Below are 17,260 nucleotides of genomic sequence, written 5' to 3' on the forward strand. Positions count from 1 at the left end.
AGTCATCTATTTCAACGAATTGGGCGTACTCACACCAGAAGGTAGAATTTTCACAGTCCCCTCGATCAAGTGGATCCGCTACTTGAACAAAATACCTGCCTTTTCACTACCACGACAAGGCTTCACGGTAAAGGAGGTGGCGCAGCGCTTGGAGGTATCTACTCATGTTGTCTATTATTGGCTTGATCATGGGATATTGCAGGGTCAGAAGATAGGACCGGGATTTCCTTGGGATATCCCGCTAGACGAGCAAAAAGAGATTGCACTACGACAACGTATTCAGGATTCTGGGCATCTTGAACCAGTCAAATTGCTGAAATAGGGTTACTATGCCGACAAGACTCGCTATTGGTGGCATGGCTTTTGCCTTTCCAAGCAGGAGTTCCACCTGCTAAATTACACGACTTTACCGTTGGTCGCTCAGGCATCGACGTTCCGCTCAATAGAGGTCGGGTGACTTTCCCTTGTCATCGGAAAAAAACAAAAAAATGAGATGGCAACTTTGCCACCTCATTTTTTTTGTTCCCCTAATGAACAGACACTTCGTTTCCTGCCTTAAAACGCAATCTCAAATATCGTATCAACGACAAGAGGAAGATGATCTCGTAATGAACTAGCTCCCAGTACCGATCGAGCATGAGTCCCCCTCTCGCCGAATACCTCCTGTATAAGATCAGAGAACCCATTTAAAACCAAATGATGTTCGTCAAAATCAGGATCTGCATGGACGAAGCCTTGTACCTTTACGACCTGCGTAATCCTATCCAAGCTGCCAAGTGCATGTTTGGCTGCAGCAAGCACTTCAAGACCTGCCAATCGTGCCAATTGGTAGCCTTCTTCTGTTCTGTAATCCAATCCAAGCTTCCCTTTCGGCTTTCCCGCAGGCCCTTTCCCAGAAATAAACAACAATGGGCCGGTTATAACATAATTAACATAGTTCGCAGCAGGTCTGCTGCTCTCAGGCAGCACAATACCTAATTCGTTTAACTTCGTCTCAATTGATTCTGTCACAATGCTTCACCTCTGACTGTATTGATAAATGCTTATCCTAAAGTCTATACTATAATTGACCCCCTGATTAGGTTCAGTTTCCCGTAAAAAATAGGGGTCAGATTTGAGGTCTTCCATGTTCGATATTTTGCTTACAAGTGATGAACAAGGTCCGCTTTATATACAATTGTATCGACAAATCCGCGGTCTTATCCAGCGCGGTGACATCCCAAACGGTATGAAATTACCCTCCATTCGCATGCTCAGTCAACAGATACATTTCAGCAAAAATACAATTGAAACTGCCTATCAAATGCTTATTGAAGAAGGATATGTGATGAGTAAGCCCCGTTCAGGCCTTTATGTGGTTGCTCCCTTATTGCTTCCAACAATCACAAACCATCAAGCGTTCGATCAATCTCAGAACACCAATGTGAAAGCTCAGCAATCTCCAGACGAAGCTCCCATTGATTTTAGTCTATTAGAAATCGACACCGATTCTTTCCCGCTTCAAGCGTGGAAGGCTTGCTTAAACGAATCCTTTTCCTACAACAGCGGCCGCATTCACCAATATGGCGACAACAAAGGGGAGTATGCGCTGCGACTCCAAATTGCCCATTATTTAAAGCAATCCAGAGGAGTTTCCTGCTCCCCGGAGCAAATCGTTGTTGGAACGGGAATGTCTAACAGCCTGCAGCTTCTCTCCAAGCTAATCGGACAATCCGCACGAGTCGCTTTTGAGAAGAATGCCGTCGCTCAGGTCGGTGATATTTTTACACAGAACGGATATACGGTTGTCCCTTTTCCTCTAAGTGAAAATGAACTTAATATAGATGAGATCATCCCCGCAAATATTGATGCGGTATACGTCACTCCTTCCCATCGGCCTTCAGGAAACCCACTATCCTATACGATTAGGCAGGAGCTGATTCACTGGGCCTATCACAATCAAAGACATATTATTGAAGATGATTATGATGGGGAATTCCGTCATGCCGGCAAAACCATTCCATCCCTTCAAGGCCTTGACCAGCATGGTATCGTCATTTATATTGGAACATTTTCCAAAGCTTTCACGCCTGCATTACGAATGAATTATATGGTGCTGCCTCATCAATTATTGCCCAAACTTCACACTATGGAACGCACGCTCTCAAGCCCATCACGTATGGATCAACTCGCCATGGCTTTGTTCATGGAACGTGGTCATTGGTACCGGCATATCAGGCGTATGCGCAATACGTATGAAAAAAGCATGAGAGGATCCTCCATCTTATACAAACGCACCTAGGATCTCATGTTCAAATAGAAAGTGGAGGCGCAGGCCTGCACATCGAATTGACCTTCAATCGTACATGTTCAGCTGAAAAGTTAAAAGACCTTGCCCTTGCTAAAGGGGTTCGTGTTTACAGCTCTCAACAGGCGGAGCAAGTACCCAATAACAAAAAGCCCAAGATTTACTTGGGCTTTGGAGGAATAACAATTAAAGATATGGAGCGCGGGATTCCATTATTAAAAGAAGCTTGGATACGATGATTATTGCATCGGAACCGATATTTGGAAACAAATGCAGCCGTCTGCTACAGACACTTCGATGGTCCCTTTGTAATACTCGATTCGTTCCTTCACAACCGATAGACCAAGTCCCTGGTGCTCACTGTCACCTTTGGTGCTGTAGCCAATCGTGAACATTTTGTTATAATCATCAAGTTGGAAATCGGGATGAACCGGGTTGGTTACGGATATGGTTAAATGGTTCGACTCCGACCATCCGTTAACCATAACTTCACGTTCATCAGGCGGAAATTTATTGACTTCATCAAACGCATTATCTATCAAATTCCCGATAATTTTCACGATATCAACGGATTTCACACCTAATGACAAGCCTTCTAGGCCGGTAAAATGGTAATTGAAATCGATTTTGGTTCTCATGGCAAGCGCAATCTTGGCTTGGATAAGAGCTGCAATAGCCGGATGCCCGATTCGAATGATATCGTTCACTTCGTTGATTTCTTCAATTAATTCCTTCATGTATTTCATTTGGTCTTCTTTTTTCCCCTTAGACAGCAGAGCATACATGGTTTGAACATGATTTAGAAAGTCATGCCGCTGACTGCGTATCGTTGCAAACATGAGATCCACGTTCTGAATGTACATCTCTTGTGTGGACTGGACAGCTGTTTCTCGGCTTTTGGTAATAAAACGGAATACCAAATAAATAAATACACAGCTAAAAATCGTAAATAAAACAATGAGAAGTGTAAGCTGAACGAGCTGCTTGTTTAAAGTGTGTTGAATCGTTTGATAATCCGAGACGATGGTAATGACATAAGGAACTTCCCTTTGAACTTCGGTCAATTTCTTCTTAACAGGAACATACATGAACGTTTTCAGAATGGGCTTCCCATTCCAATTCTCCACAACGCTAACTGGTTTATTTTCCTGTATGGACGCCTTGTAATTTTCCAAATCCTTCGTACTCGTTATGTTATATGTACCAAATAAGACTGGGCGGTCATAGACCGATATGAAAGGAACCCCGTTACTGTCTTTATACTCAATCGGCTTTGTACCAAAAGTTGTCCCGTTCAGTCCCGATATTTCCATAATATCTGGATTCGTAGCGAGCGTTTTCTTCACGATGGTATCTGCGCCTACGATTTGCTTGAACTTCTGAATTTTATCCGCATTGACAAACACACATATTAAATAATTCGTGCTTCCATCATTATAGTACCCAAACTTACTCACATTGCTCGAACCTGAAGCTGGAACTTCGTAGATTCCCGACCAGAAATTAGGCAGCTTTTGCCCCTCAGCAATCGTAACTTGATGGTTATCCAGAAGCTGGCTAAAAGCCGTAAACCAATAACCGAATGATTTCGTACTGGTAATCTGAAGCTCCTTGGGCTCGGATGACTTACCTACCATAATATCATCGCCGTTTCGTTTCATGAGCGAGAAACCATCGACACCCGCTTGCCTAGCAAGCTGAATTAATTGTTCATTCGTAACTTTATCAATATCTGGATTTAGCTGGCTCTTGGCATAAAGAGCGACTGAACGAAGATTCTCACCAATCAAATCTTCTACAAAAAATGAACCTTCCTCTGACTGCTCAATGGATGTGCGAATTTGATTCGCAGTCGATTCCATGCGTTCGGATAACGCTTGCGTTAAGAGAGATTTCGTAAACCAATAGTAAGAGGTGTTATTCGTTACCAGCAATAAAATAACAATAGCAAAGGTGACATAAATGACTTTGGTGTTGATTCTCATGAAGTTTCACACTTTCTTTTTGATGTAAACTCAATATTACAACGTAGACGTGATATAATTTTCGACACAATCCGAGAAAATACCCCTCTTTCAGTAGTATAGTTGGATACGAAAGCGTTGTCTATCTATTAATATACACGCATCATGCAGTCCATTCTCCTTTTGGAGTTGGGCTGCATTTTTTCTTAGTTAGAGCTTGATTTTCACGAGAACGAATGTTTGCTATAATGAATTCAACCCATGCAATTCCGGAATAACGATGTTTTAAAAGGAAAGGATCTAAGTAATGAGCTTTCAGTTGACAGATGGAATCATTAAGTCGTTGTGCGGCCGGTTTTCATATGAAAAAGGAGAAGCCTACAACCGTGAAAGACAAGTAACTTTCCTACATGAAGATCCTGAAACACCACGCTATGAAGCCACGGTCAAAGGATATAACGACACCAGCCTAGTGACCGTTGAAGAGGATACAACCGGGCATGTTATTGGCCATTGCACTTGTCCTGCGTATGATCCGGACGATACGTACTGCGAGCATATTGCTGCCGTTCTGCTGAATGTTCATGCTATTCAGCATGTGACTCGAGTTCCCGGTACAACAACCCTTACTGGAAATCTAGATGGAGATCGCAGATTGACGAACCATATACTGGATTTGTTCGGGAACAAACCGCAGCGTCCAAGCCGTTCACAACCTCTTTTCGATACAAGAGAAGTGTTGGAACTGGAATTCACCTGCAGACCGTTCCCATATGGCTATGGGAAGTCCATGTTCGGGATTGAGATGAAGGTCGGTCCTAAACGGCTGTATATCGTCCAAAGGGTAAGAGAATTTCTTGAGCATATTGAGCGGAAAGAAGCCTATATTTTTTCGAAGCATTTCACCTACGATCCTAAGCTCCATAGTTTTCAAAAAGAAGATGATGCGATCATCCGACAGCTCATCGAAATCTATCACTATGAGCAGATGTACCAGGAGACTTCAACTACGCACTTCACTCATGCGAAACAGTTGAGTGGTGATCGTATGCTGCTGGTTCCTCCTTTCTCATGGATAACATTTCTACCAGCGCTTACCGAGACTAAGTCCGTAAAATTTGAGCACAATGACCGGACATTTGATGGAATCCATGTATCCGACGAACCCATCCCGCTCCATTTTAAGTTCGACCAAACTCAGGCAGAAGGCTTCCAATTGGATGTTCAAGGTCTCGATAAGATTACGGTAATGGAATCGTATGGAGTTGTCCTTTCCGAAGGAAAGCTGATGCACATGCAAGCTGAACCGTGCAAGCGTCTTTCCGAGCTCAAGCAAATGCTTGAAAACTCCAGCAAGCATCAAATTCAGATTCCGTCCGCGCAAATGGAGCCTTTTATGGAAAAAGTGATTCCTGGCCTGATGAAGCTAGGCAGTGTCCATATCGCTGGAGCTATTTCCGACCGTATTATGCAAATGCCGTTAAAGGCTAAGCTGTATTTGGACCGAGTGAAAGACCGACTGCTTGCCGGTCTGGAGTTTCAATACGGCGATATTGTCATTAACCCGCTTGAAGGCAATGAACAGAGGCGCGGGACCGACCGCATTCTCATGCGTGACGGAGATCAAGAGCGACGAATTCTAGAACTAATGGAGCAAAGCGCCTTCGCTAAGACGGAGGAAGGCTATTTCATGGATGGCGAAGACGAGGAATATGAATTTCTATACCACGTCGTTCCGCAGTTGGAGAAGCTGGTAAGTGTTTATGCCACCTCTGCCGTGAAAATAAGACTTCTAACCGGACATGCCCCGCCGATAGTCAAGGTTGAAGTAGATGAACGAACGGATTGGCTGGAATTCAAATTCAGTATGGAAGGTATTTCTGAAACGGAAGTCCGCAAGCTGTTGAAATCCCTTGGGGAGAAACGCAAATATCACCGACTGCCGGATGGGGCGTTGCTGCCGCTCGAAAGCGTGGAATTTCAGGAAATTGTCCGCGTCATGAACGAAATGGGCATTACCAAAGAGGACGTGAAAGCAGCAGAGATCCGCCTCCCCTTAGTCCGCGGGCTCTATTTGCTGGATTCCGAAAGGCAAGGAAATACCGTTAAGCTGGGCAGAACCTTCCGCCAGTTGCTAGAAAACATGCGAAATCCAGATAATCTGGATTTCACGGTGCCAGCCAGTCTGGAACCTGTTCTTCGGGATTACCAGAAGTATGGCTTCCAGTGGCTCAAGACGCTGGCCCAGTACAATTTCGGCGGCATCTTGGCAGACGATATGGGCCTTGGGAAAACCATCCAAAGCATCGCGTTTATCGTCTCGGTACTGCCCGAGATCAGAAAGCAGGCGCTGCCGGCGTTAATCGTTGCTCCCGCTTCTCTCGTTTACAATTGGCTCAATGAGCTGAAGAAATTCGCGCCAGAGATTCGAGCCGTCATCGCCGATGGGAGCAGAGAAGAGCGCAGCAAGATTCTAAAACATGCATCCCAAGTGGATGTCCTCATCACCTCATACCCGCTTTTGCGCAGGGATATCGACCTGTATGCGAAGCAAACCTATCATACGCTCATTCTGGATGAGGCGCAGGTGTTCAAGAACCACACCACGCAGACGGCCCAGGCGGTGAAGGAGATTCAGGCTGAGTACCGTTTTGCCCTGACTGGAACTCCTGTGGAGAACAGGCTAGAAGAACTTTGGTCCATCTTTGACGCGGTATTCCCTCAGTTGTTCCTCGGGAGAAAGGCATTCAATGAGCTATCCCGAGAAAGTGTGGCCAAGCGGATTCGGCCGTTTCTGCTGCGCAGGTTGAAGACCGACGTCCTGAAGGAACTGCCGGAGAAGATCGAGTCGTTGCAAGCTTCCGAGCTGCTGCCAGAACAGAAGAAGCTGTATGCTGCTTATTTGGCCGAACTACAACAGGAAACACTAAAGCATTTGAACAAAGACAGCTTTAATAAACATCGGATTAAAATTCTGGCCGGCTTGACCCGCCTTAGACAGCTGTGCTGCCACCCTGCTCTGTTCGTCGAAGATTATGCCGGAAGCTCGGCCAAATTCGAGCAACTCATGGAGATTATCGAAGAATGCAGAAGCGCCGGTAAGCGGGTGCTGATATTCTCTCAATTTACAGCGATGCTGGGAATGATCGGGCGAGACCTAGGCTATCAAGGAGTGCCGTTTTTCTATTTAGACGGCAAAACCCCAACTGCTGAACGTGTAGAGCTGTGCAGCAAATTTAATGAAGGCGAGCGAGACCTCTTCCTCATCTCATTAAAAGCCGGCGGTACTGGACTAAACCTTACCGGCGCCGACACCGTTATCCTCTACGATCTATGGTGGAACCCGGCTGTGGAACAGCAAGCAGCCGACCGTGCTCATCGTATCGGGCAGAAGAAGGTCGTGCAGGTGATCCGCCTTGTTGCGCAAGGCACCGTAGAAGATAAGATGTACGAGCTCCAACAGAAAAAGAAAAACCTGATTGATGAAGTGATCCAGCCAGGTCAGGAGGCCTTGTCCGCCTTGACGGAGCAAGAGATTCGGGAGATTTTGATGATAGGATGATGTGGCACAAAGAAGGGCTTCCCAAGGTCATTGTAAAATGATGGAGGAAGCCCTTCTTTATTTCATTGATTACTGTGACAGGTTACTTTACAACTATTTCAACATTCTGCTTCCAAATAATCCTTTCACCGATCCGAATGACGACACTCAATTGGTGTGTTCCTATCGCAAGCGGTCGGGAAGCCTTTAAACTAAACAACGTGACTGGCGCAACACTAGCATCAGGATCGTTAACGATCCCATTGATTTGGGAAAGATGTCCCTCTCCGCCATGGTCCCCGTTCTCCTCAATGAACATCTGAAGCGGCATCTGATCAGACTTATAATCTTCTCGACTGGTCCAATCATCAACAAAAGCTTGTAACTCTAATCGGCCCTTTGCCGCACTGGTTGGGAGCTCCCCTAACCTCACATGATAAACTTTCTCGAACAGGCTAAATTCGCTCCCAGCAAATACCTGCGTTATTCCAAAAAGGGTCTGAACGTCTTTCAAATTAAGATACCAGCTATCGCGGGTATGACGCGGCATCTCTGCTAATTGAACACTTTTATCCTTAGTACCGTGCCAAGAAATCAACGCATTCCTATCTCCAGCATTAAGCTCAAAGGAATAATCGGCCTTACTGAATGTGACGGCGTCTCTGCCCTTCACCATTTCTACTTTGTATTGAAACTGTTCAGCAAGCAGGATTGCATCCAAATAGGATTGCTCCTTTTCCATGTACCCAATCCGCCCGCCATTGTTAATCTGTAATCCTCCATTCGCTGCAGGTGCAATTCCTAAACTATTCGTGTTCGTTTTTGAAATATGAAATATCGTATTCGTATCTTCATCCCATATTTTGTCCTGACTATAATTCCAGAAAGGTATCCATCCTGATCGACCATCGACATGAACTTTCAACCACAATCCACCGTTTGGTCCATTCCATGCCCCAGTAGCCTCCACAGTCTGATCACGCAGCAGTAATGTCGAAGAGCTGAACGGTATTTCCGGGTAACGAAACAGCTCCTTTTGATCATTAACCGCTACCTTCCAATGAACTGGTATCGCTGATTCCGGCTCTCCAAACAATTTGTTTATCCATCCAGTACCTTTCGATGAACGTACATGATACCAAGTGCTGTTGTTCCAAATCGAATAAGGACCTCTCCCGCTCTCCAATCGCTCTTCGATCTTCTCAAAAGCGGTTACCGTTTCACCTTTAATCACGGCATCTTCCTTCTTGTAGCCATCCCAAACATCATGAATAAGCGGTGTTTCACGTACAATCGCTATGGTTTCATTCGCACTCAGAATAGTGACTCCCTTTTCGCGCGTCCACGTGGTCCCTTGATCCGTTTGAATTTCGAATGCTCGATCATAAATCGTAGTGAACTCCCTTGCGATCGTATAATCGCCTGCCTTGGAGTTAGACCAATCTAGCTTCTGCTCGCCAAACCCCATTGCCGTACTCAGATCACTATTGGCCGGTAGTCCATAATAATGTGCTTTTCGCTGAACCTTATGTACAGTACCTATTTGATTGACGGGTATATGCGCCCATAGATCACTTAACCAGGTGGTGTGCACCTTAATCCATGCTTTACTGCTGGGATCGTTCGTATAGAACCACTGTTTATCGGCCGCAACTACCTCGACCTCTTGTGCGGATAAAGATGCCGCAGGTTCGCCTTTGGTGCTTTTACTTCGGTATAGCGGAGTTTCTTCCAGAAGAGTAATGCGCTTAGGCGGCTCCATGTCGATTTCCCATGGATTTGGCCTGATCCACCGCGGCCCGAACATCGTCTCAATCTTCCAGATGGATCTACCACTCGACCACGAGCTTTCTACCGTGAGAACATTAACTTCCTGAGGTGCAAAAGTACCTTCCGGCTCATCATCGGGCTGATTCGGATCTGCATAATAGGGGGTCTCTGCCAAAAGCTCAATCGTAGAAGGGAACCTAATTCCTTCCGGCGCATAGGAGCCGCCATAGATGGTTTCAGCTTTCGACTGATGTGCCAAACTGCCCAATCCTAATCCTGCAGCTAGGATCGTGATAGCAATGAGCTTCATTTTAATCATCTGGAACAATCACATCCTGTCTCGATTAAATTAGGGAAAACTTACCATTTATTTGACGCCAGTCGCAGATATAAAGTTTCTTACATCCAGCCCACCTTCTGAAAAAAAAGCACATGTTAGACAGTTCCCCTAGTCTTACTTACTTTACTTGCCTCAGTTACTTTAGTAGTATATCTAGTATCGAATACATAAGGAGCTGCAAAAAATATGTCCAATGATGAAATTATTCTAACTCCAGAAGGATTGCGTAGTTTAGAATCAGAGCTTGAAGATCTCAAAACCGTCAAACGCAAAGAACTAGCCAGCCGTATTAAGACAGCGATTAGTTATGGTGATCTCAAGGAAAACAGTGAATATCACTCCGCCAAAGAAGAGCAGGGTTTCATGGAAACCAGAATTTTGACGATCGAAAGAATGCTGAAGAAGGCTAAAGTTGTTACGAATATCGGCACTTCCACCGTTCAAGTTGGCTCTACCGTTATTCTCAATGATGTGGAATTTGCTGAGAAAATTGAGTATAAAATCGTAGGTACTCAGGAAGCCGATGTGAATGAAAATAAAATTTCCTACGAAAGTCCGCTTGGCGTTTCCCTCATGGGCAAATCCGTAGGTGATGTGATTAGTGTGAATGCACCTATGGGTGTCATTAACTATGAGCTGCTTGAAATCAGAGTGTAACCTGACGCAATCCTTCTACTAAACAAAATAAAAAGGCATTGTCACGCAGCGGCGGCTGCACGGCAATGCCTTTTTAACTTTCCTCAAACCTTACTCACCAATTGTTTGAATGATTTCCAGAGCCATTTCCATCTTCCGAATATAGGCTGTCTCATTGCTGGAACACATGAATTTGATGTTGGAATGTCCCTCACCAAGTAGTTGATTGGGATCACTAAGCAGCTGAATCAACCGATTCACAGTACCTGAACTTCCATCAACAATTTGGATATGATTTGGCAGCATTTTTCTTAGAGCACTCTTATAAAAAGGGTAATGTGTACAACCTAGAACGACAGTCCCGTACATACTCAGGTCGAAGGGCTCCAGCTTGGCATGGAAATAATCAGTGATTAGTTGACCCTCCATATTTAATTGTTCACAAAACTCAACCAATTCCGGCAGCGGCACCGAATCCACCATACCCATATCATCTATACGAGAAACTAACTCTCTATATTTCGATTGCTTGAGCGTTAAAGGCGTAGCAAATACGAGCACTCTTTTACCTGATGAACGATTCATCTCGAGGGCTGGTTTTACCGCGGGCTCCATGCCGATGATCGGTATCTCATAGATTTTTCTTAATTCTGCTATGGCTATACTGGTTGCTGTGTTGCAAGCAATGACGAGGGCTTTAACCTCTTCTTTGATAATCATGTCAACGGATTTTTTGACAAAAGCAAGAACCTCGTCCTTCGATTTCGTCCCGTAGGGAACATGAAGGGTATCCGCAAAATATAGAAAATCCTCATGAGGCAGTTGTTTCATGGCTTCGTGTAAGACCGTAATACCACCTATCCCTGAATCAAAAAAAGCTATTCTCATTATCTTCACCCTGTATGTATTGTTTCTTTTCTAAAGTAATCCAGCTGCAATAAGTCCATTTAGAATGCCATCTTCATCCACATGTGTCGTTACATGATCGGCATAAGCAAGCAAGTCTTTGTGCGAGTTCCCCATCGCGATACCGAATCCGACATATGAAAGCATCTCCATATCATTTAACCCGTCCCCGAAAGCGACAGCCTCTTCCGGCTTCAATCCAACAAGCTCCAAAAGCGCGGCTATCCCTTGAGCTTTCGAACCACCGGCAGGTAACACATCTATCGCATGCTGGTGCCAGCGAATCAGCTTAAATTCCGATTGGAGTTCCTCATACAAATGCTCATCCTTGTCTTCAGCATGCAGGAAGATTTGATAAATGTCGTTTGTTTTCCAGAAATCCGGGTCATACGCCGGCAAATCAACTTTCAATGAGGAAACCGATCCAACAACAAAAGGATGGTCTTCGGAATCCGTGAAGAAGTTATGCTCCCCTTCAAATACGAGGGAATGCTTATGTTTAGCCGCCAATTTGACCAATGCCTCTATGCTGCTTTTGGCAATAATCCGTCTGTAGAGCGGTTCACCACGGTAAACGGCATAGCCGCCGTTTAAGCATACATAGGAATCTATTCCTAGCTGTTCAGCCAAAGGCTTGATAAAGTAGGGTGCTCGTCCTGTTGCAATGACCGGTTCAATCCCTTGCTGCTTCAATTGTTGAATAGCGATGATCGTACTGGCAGGAACTTGTTTTTCTTCGTTAACTAATGTGCCATCGATATCAAAAAATACAATTTTGTACACGGTATGGATCTCCTTTTCATTAGGGGACAGCACGGCTGCTCCTCTTCTCTCTATCTCTCAATTAAACACCAAAAGCAGAGAAAAAACAAAGAAAAAGAGAATCCCTCAGGCTTCTCTGCGCCGCGCTTATACAATTTCATCAATAATCCCAAATGATAAAGCCTCATCAGGACTCAAATACCAATTACGTTGATGTTCCTGAACACGATGCAGCTCGTCAATATGCAGCTTCGTTTTCGCTAAGATATACTCATCATAAATATTTTGCAGCCTTTGTGTTTCATCCACACGATTCTTCAAGTGTTCCAAGTGTCCGTCGATATGTGTAGATACAGAATGATACATGAATGTACTAAGCCGGCCGGCGTACCTCTTGTGACCACTAACGGCGATTAGCAAGCTCATGCTAGCAGCAAGTCCATACACGTATGTATGCACCGGCGTCTTACTGTTATCAATCACATTGATCAATCCAAGACCATCGTAGACACTTCCCCCATTACTATTAATAATTAAGTCGATGGGCAGACGCTTGAAGTCTTTTTCTTTCCTATCTCTGTCATCATCATATTGATTAATTCTTATGATTTGCTCGACGATGGTTTTCACAGAGCTTTTATTAATGCCATCGAATAGATATAAGGTCCTGTCACTCATAGCATGCCTCCTGTCCTTATGGCCTACTGATACGTTAGTCTATTCTCGTTTTATAGACTTTGTAACTCTTTCCCCTTTCTTTTCTGGATTTTTGGGCAAAATAAAAGGCCAACCCATTCTGGTTGACCTAATTATATTTCTTACTTGCTGTTTAATTTTTTCACCCGACTATTCGGTATCTACTTCAATTAACTGAACAATAAAGATTGAGCCTTTGCCAAGCTCCGTATCAACAACCACTTTTCCATGATGCGCTTCAATGATCTCCTTCACAATCGATAACCCTAAACCCGTTCCTCCAATTTTCCTGCGATCCGAATTATCGACTCGATAAAATCTCGTAAACAGTTTGTCCAAGGCATCGGCTGGAATGCCAAGACCATAATCTTGGATCTTGATTAACACTTTTCCGTTATCGGTTTCCACATAAATATCAATTTTCGTCGCACCCGGCGAATACTTAATCGCATTGGAGATCAAATTATGAAACACTTGCTTTAAACGGTCTTCGTCCCCTTGGATAAATATACGCTCGGTTGCTGTATGCAGCTCAGCTTCATGATCGTCTTTCCCCTGCCACTGCTCAACGATTTCGCGGAGTAAAAGGACAGCGTCCAGAGATTGGAAATGAAACTCTTGCCGGCCCGAATCCAACCGCTGCAAATCAAGAAAATCATTAATCAAATTCGACAGCCGCAAGGATTCCTTATGAATCGTCTCAATATATTTGGCACGCTTCTCTTCCGTCACGGCACGTGTTGCCAGGATTTCAATAAAGCCAACAATCGAGGATAGCGGAGTCCGAATTTCATGAGATATAATGCTGACAAACTCATTTTTCAACTCATCAATTCGCTCCTCTTCCGTTCGATCTCTGAAACCGACTAGATGTCCTCTTAACGTCCCTTCCGTCTCACCTGAAATTGGGTTGACATAGCATTCATAGTGCCTTGTTTCGCCTTTCGACGTCAATCTGGATATTCGCTTTCGAAAAGGCGGGATGGCTTGTCCGAAATAAGCATCGATGATCTCCTCAAAAGCAGCGTCTGAGGTTTTCATTCCTAGACAATAGCTGGACAACCGTTCTCCGCTTTCGAGTGGACGTTCAAAGAAATGTTCCACGCGGCGATTGGTAAAGATAACCCGTCCTTCTGTATCACACATGATAATGGCTTCATGGCTGGATTCAAGCATCCGCTCAATGATATCGCTTTGCTCTGAAATCTTTCTCTCAGCCAGTTGGCTTTCACCGAGCAGCACCTTATATTTATCCTTACTATCCTTCACCTGCTGGAAGAGCTCTGTCATACTCAGATACATTTTGGTAAACTCATAAATCATCCCCGCAAGCACAATATTCGCACATACAAAGCTGTTCCACCTAGCCACATACCAGCCCACACTAAAACGCCCGCCGCCGCAAAGAATAATAGCCACATCAAGCATGGAAGCCAGAATGGCTACACAAAGCCAGGTCGAAGTTACCGTACTTGCTTTAGTTCTTTTGTAATAGACAATTAATGTAAGTAAAGTAATGAAGACCATGGGCAGCCCAAGACCATATATAAATAAGGGTGTTAGCTTGCCTTGGGACAGCACAATTGGCAGTTGATTTTTGAAATGCGTGGTGATGTATGTTAATCCTATGATTAGAAACACGACCCCGATCAGGGTGTACAGACCCAATCTTTTAGCTGTGCGAGCACTATAATGAACATTCGCAAATTTCGATTCAATCATCATATAGAGGGCTATTGCTAGAGGAAATCCTGTGTGCGAGAGCACGTATAGCCAAACCGAAGTTTGCGTTCCGGCATGGAACAAGCCATTTTCAGCAAAAACACGAGGGAATGTGAGGATATAGACCAAACTCATACCGCCGGAGAACAGATACGCTGCAACCAGGACGAGTACCGACGGTGATCGATTAATTTTAAACTGACTATAAATCACGTAGGCTGTAATTAATTCAAAACAAATAACAGTGGAAAAAATAGCCGGCTGATAGGCCTGCAGCTCAACCAACTGAATCCTTACAAAAGGTACAGAAAGCAGTGAAATCAAAACCACGATAGCCCCAATAATAAAAGCAAACCGCCGCTGTGATGGATTGGATTTCATCGTTATTAAATTATATATCGTTGTCGGTGAAACTTGCTCTTGACTCATAAAAACCTCCGCGAATTGATCTATCTTTTACGATGATTCGACAACGTTTATCACACTTCCTTCTTGCAAAAAGCCTCACTTCTTCCAGTTGCAAGAAGTGAGGCTTCCTATGTACAATCATGCATCTTCTTGCATGTGATACTGGTAATGCTCAAGCGAAATATATCGCTGATCCGTAATTTGAACACCTTCCGCTTGCAGCAAAAAACTTTGCATATGAGAGCCTTCATCATCCATGATGGCAATCTCTCCCTTTGCATTGATGACTCTGTGCCAAGGAAGACGATGCTTCTTGCTCATTGCATGCAAAATTCGCACGACTTGTCGAGCCGCCCTTGGGCTTCCAGCGTGCCTGGCGATCTGACCATAGGTCATAACTTTGCCCTCAGGAATACACCGAATGATGTGAATAACTCGTTCCGTGAAAGGTGTCATTCTACAATAGCAAACTTGATGCATACCGGTTTAGACACATTTAGCACACTTCCGGTAGGAACAAGTTTTCCGGACTGAGAGTCTCGTGAGAACGATACAATATCATCCGAATCTTTGTTAGCTACTAGCACAAATTGTCCATCCGGCGATATCGCAAAATTACGAGGATGCTTCCCTAACGTAGGAGCGTACTCCACTACCGTTAACTTACCCGTTGCTGCATCGATGGCATACACCACAATACTATCGTGCCCGCGGTTAGATCCATACAGGAATTTTCCATCTGGTGAAACATGAATATCCGCGCAAGCATTTTCCCCATCATAAGACTCTGGGAGTGTGGAAATCGTCTGGATTTCGGTTAGTTCTCCTAATTCCTCGTTATAGCTGAATGCTGTGACTGTAGAGCCAAGTTCATTAATCACATAGCCAAAGGCGTAGGACGGGTGGAATGCAAAATGCCGCGGACCTGAACCGGGATCTACCTTCACTTCATTGTGAGGAATAAGCCGTTTGGCAGGGATATCGAGCTTGTACATCATGATCTTATCCAAACCTAAATCACAGACTCCCGCATAACGGTTTGCTCGATCTAAAAAAACAGAATGAGCACGCGGTCTATCCTGAACCGACAGGACGCTTGCGCCATGATGCTGCTGAATATCAGCCGTTGTTCCTATACGTCCATCTGCTAAAACAGGAGACAAGCCCACCATCCCCCCGTGATAACTGGCTACCATCACCACTTGGTTCGTATGGTCCAATGTAATGTGGCACGTCGTCGCAGGCAGTGTGATCTCGTTGTTCAGAAACGTTAATTCTCCTGTAGCTGAATTTATTTCATAAGAAGTTGCCGCTCCGCAGCGCTGCTGATTCTCGTCAACACCCTCTGTTAACGCATATAATTTCCAATTGCTCGCATCCACAGTCAAGAACGTCGGGTTTTGCAAACCATTTACTTGATGAGTGACTTCCAAACTTCCATTCTCTTCATCGTATTGGCAGGTGTACACCCCAGGATTATTCGAATCCGCATATGAACCTATAAAGGCTAACGTTTTTTTCTTCTTTTCCAAAAATTCCACTCCCATTCTTCTTTTATCCATATCAGCATTATCTCAAATCCAATTCTATGGAGCAACAAACTCTTGAACTTATGTGTGAATGATCGGTGGAGGCGTGCTGCCGATCCCATAGAAAAACAAATGCACCATTTCCTCGATCAACGTGTCCATATCCCCATGCTTCCCGGCATACTCCAGCACGGTGTCCGCCTGGCTCGTCAACATTTGCATATACATCATGATGGTGGATGTAGACAGCGCCCCGGTGATTTCCCCATTTTTCTTGCCGTCTTCAATGAGCTGGATCACAAGCGGAACACCCTTGGTCATATATTCCTCTTTGAGAAATTGCGTCATTTCTGGATCGTCGTTCCATATTTGCTTCATGACCTCAAGGCTGAACGTTCTGGATGATTTCTTCTTCTGGAAAACGATGTATTCGATCTTCTCCTTCAGAGAGTGAGTGCCGGAAAGGAACTCCCCAAACTCTTTCAACGCCGTCCGCGCATAATCTTTGAACACTTCCCGCACCAAATCATCCTTGCTGCCGAAGTAATTGTAGATGGTTACCTGCGATACGCCAGCCTCTTCGGCGATATCGGTGATCCGCAGTTTTCTGGGATCGGACGTTTTCAGCATATTCAAGGTCGCGTTCATGATTTTTTCTTTTTTTTGCTGGGCTCTTTTTTCATAGCCGTTCATTCGGAT

Annotated in this window: 14 protein-coding genes; 4 read left to right on the forward strand and 10 right to left on the reverse strand. The window is 44.6% G+C overall.

From position 1 onward, the window contains the following. The coding region (locus G519_RS51105; RefSeq protein ID WP_036634136.1) for a hypothetical protein at positions 1-322 on the forward strand (322 nt) is incomplete at its 5' end. Between the two features lie 233 nt (positions 323-555). Here the strand turns inward: G519_RS51105 and G519_RS0128990 are convergent. After that, positions 556-1,011: a RidA family protein gene (locus tag G519_RS0128990; RefSeq protein ID WP_029197657.1), complete on the reverse strand. Its 456-nt coding sequence runs from the start codon at positions 1,009-1,011 to the stop codon at positions 556-558. A gap of 115 nt (positions 1,012-1,126) precedes the next feature. Here G519_RS0128990 and pdxR point away from each other — a divergent pair, with 115 nt between their 5' ends. Then, complete coding sequence (gene pdxR / locus G519_RS45090; RefSeq protein ID WP_051253792.1) at positions 1,127-2,281, forward strand: MocR-like pyridoxine biosynthesis transcription factor PdxR; 1,155 nt, start codon at positions 1,127-1,129, stop codon at positions 2,279-2,281. A gap of 245 nt (positions 2,282-2,526) precedes the next feature. Here pdxR and G519_RS45095 read toward each other — a convergent pair whose 3' ends face one another. After that, positions 2,527-4,272, reverse strand: coding sequence for a sensor histidine kinase (locus tag G519_RS45095; RefSeq protein WP_051253794.1), 1,746 nt, complete (start codon positions 4,270-4,272; stop codon positions 2,527-2,529). Positions 4,273-4,558: 286 nt separating this feature from the next. Here G519_RS45095 and G519_RS0129005 point away from each other — a divergent pair, with 286 nt between their 5' ends. Further along, complete coding sequence (locus tag G519_RS0129005; protein ID WP_029197658.1) at positions 4,559-7,813, forward strand: DEAD/DEAH box helicase; 3,255 nt, start codon at positions 4,559-4,561, stop codon at positions 7,811-7,813. Between the two features lie 82 nt (positions 7,814-7,895). Here G519_RS0129005 and G519_RS0129010 read toward each other — a convergent pair whose 3' ends face one another. Beyond that, positions 7,896-9,881 carry a hypothetical protein gene (locus G519_RS0129010; protein ID WP_029197659.1) on the reverse strand — a complete coding sequence of 662 codons (1,986 nt, stop codon included), beginning with the start codon at positions 9,879-9,881 and terminating at the stop codon, positions 7,896-7,898. Between the two features lie 207 nt (positions 9,882-10,088). On the opposite strand from G519_RS0129010, the gene greA reads away from it, so the two are divergent. Continuing rightward, positions 10,089-10,559 carry a transcription elongation factor GreA gene (gene greA / locus G519_RS0129015; protein WP_029197660.1) on the forward strand — a complete coding sequence of 157 codons (471 nt, stop codon included), beginning with the start codon at positions 10,089-10,091 and terminating at the stop codon, positions 10,557-10,559. Positions 10,560-10,649: 90 nt separating this feature from the next. Here greA and murI read toward each other — a convergent pair whose 3' ends face one another. The 7 genes from murI to G519_RS0129050 all read right to left on the reverse strand — a co-directional run bounded on the left by murI (position 10,650) and on the right by G519_RS0129050 (position 17,254). After that, positions 10,650-11,426: a glutamate racemase gene (murI, locus tag G519_RS0129020; RefSeq protein ID WP_029197661.1), complete on the reverse strand. Its 777-nt coding sequence runs from the start codon at positions 11,424-11,426 to the stop codon at positions 10,650-10,652. A 30-nt stretch (positions 11,427-11,456) separates the two neighbouring features. Continuing rightward, entirely contained in the window at positions 11,457-12,227 is a 771-nt protein-coding gene (locus G519_RS0129025; RefSeq protein ID WP_036634142.1) for a Cof-type HAD-IIB family hydrolase, read from the reverse strand. 126 nt (positions 12,228-12,353) lie between these two features. Then, complete coding sequence (locus G519_RS0129030) at positions 12,354-12,884, reverse strand: ATP-dependent Clp protease proteolytic subunit (RefSeq protein WP_029197663.1); 531 nt, start codon at positions 12,882-12,884, stop codon at positions 12,354-12,356. Between the two features lie 168 nt (positions 12,885-13,052). After that, on the reverse strand, positions 13,053-15,053 hold the full coding sequence (locus tag G519_RS47985) for an MASE4 domain-containing protein (RefSeq protein WP_051253795.1): 2,001 nt from the start codon (positions 15,051-15,053) through the stop codon (positions 13,053-13,055). 117 nt (positions 15,054-15,170) lie between these two features. Beyond that, positions 15,171-15,488: an MGMT family protein gene (locus G519_RS0129040; protein WP_029197664.1), complete on the reverse strand. Its 318-nt coding sequence runs from the start codon at positions 15,486-15,488 to the stop codon at positions 15,171-15,173. Next, a complete protein-coding gene (locus G519_RS0129045) occupies positions 15,485-16,564 on the reverse strand; it encodes a lactonase family protein (protein WP_029197665.1) in 1,080 nt (359 codons plus the stop codon). Before G519_RS0129045 ends, G519_RS0129040 begins: the two co-directional genes overlap by 4 nt. 78 nt (positions 16,565-16,642) lie before the next feature. Next, positions 16,643-17,254: a TetR/AcrR family transcriptional regulator gene (locus G519_RS0129050; RefSeq protein WP_029197666.1), complete on the reverse strand. Its 612-nt coding sequence runs from the start codon at positions 17,252-17,254 to the stop codon at positions 16,643-16,645. Positions 17,255-17,260: the final 6 nt, after the last annotated feature.

It is taken from the genome of Paenibacillus alginolyticus DSM 5050 = NBRC 15375 (assembly GCF_000422905.1).
GTDB classification, from domain to species: Bacteria; Bacillota; Bacilli; order Paenibacillales; family NBRC-103111; genus Paenibacillus_E; species Paenibacillus_E alginolyticus.

Coding starts and splice junctions, on each gene's coding strand:
- pdxR (WP_051253792.1), top strand. CDS start 1,127: ATGTTCGATATTTTGCTTACAAGTGATGAACAAGGTCCGCTTTATATA.
- G519_RS45095 (WP_051253794.1), bottom strand. CDS start 4,272: ATGAGAATCAACACCAAAGTCATTTATGTCACCTTTGCTATTGTTATT.
- G519_RS0129005 (WP_029197658.1), top strand. CDS start 4,559: ATGAGCTTTCAGTTGACAGATGGAATCATTAAGTCGTTGTGCGGCCGG.
- G519_RS0129010 (WP_029197659.1), bottom strand. CDS start 9,881: ATGATTAAAATGAAGCTCATTGCTATCACGATCCTAGCTGCAGGATTA.
- greA (WP_029197660.1), top strand. CDS start 10,089: ATGTCCAATGATGAAATTATTCTAACTCCAGAAGGATTGCGTAGTTTA.
- murI (WP_029197661.1), bottom strand. CDS start 11,426: ATGAGAATAGCTTTTTTTGATTCAGGGATAGGTGGTATTACGGTCTTA.
- G519_RS0129030 (WP_029197663.1), bottom strand. CDS start 12,884: ATGAGTGACAGGACCTTATATCTATTCGATGGCATTAATAAAAGCTCT.
- G519_RS47985 (WP_051253795.1), bottom strand. CDS start 15,053: ATGAGTCAAGAGCAAGTTTCACCGACAACGATATATAATTTAATAACG.
- G519_RS0129040 (WP_029197664.1), bottom strand. CDS start 15,488: ATGACACCTTTCACGGAACGAGTTATTCACATCATTCGGTGTATTCCT.
- G519_RS0129050 (WP_029197666.1), bottom strand. CDS start 17,254: ATGAACGGCTATGAAAAAAGAGCCCAGCAAAAAAAAGAAAAAATCATG.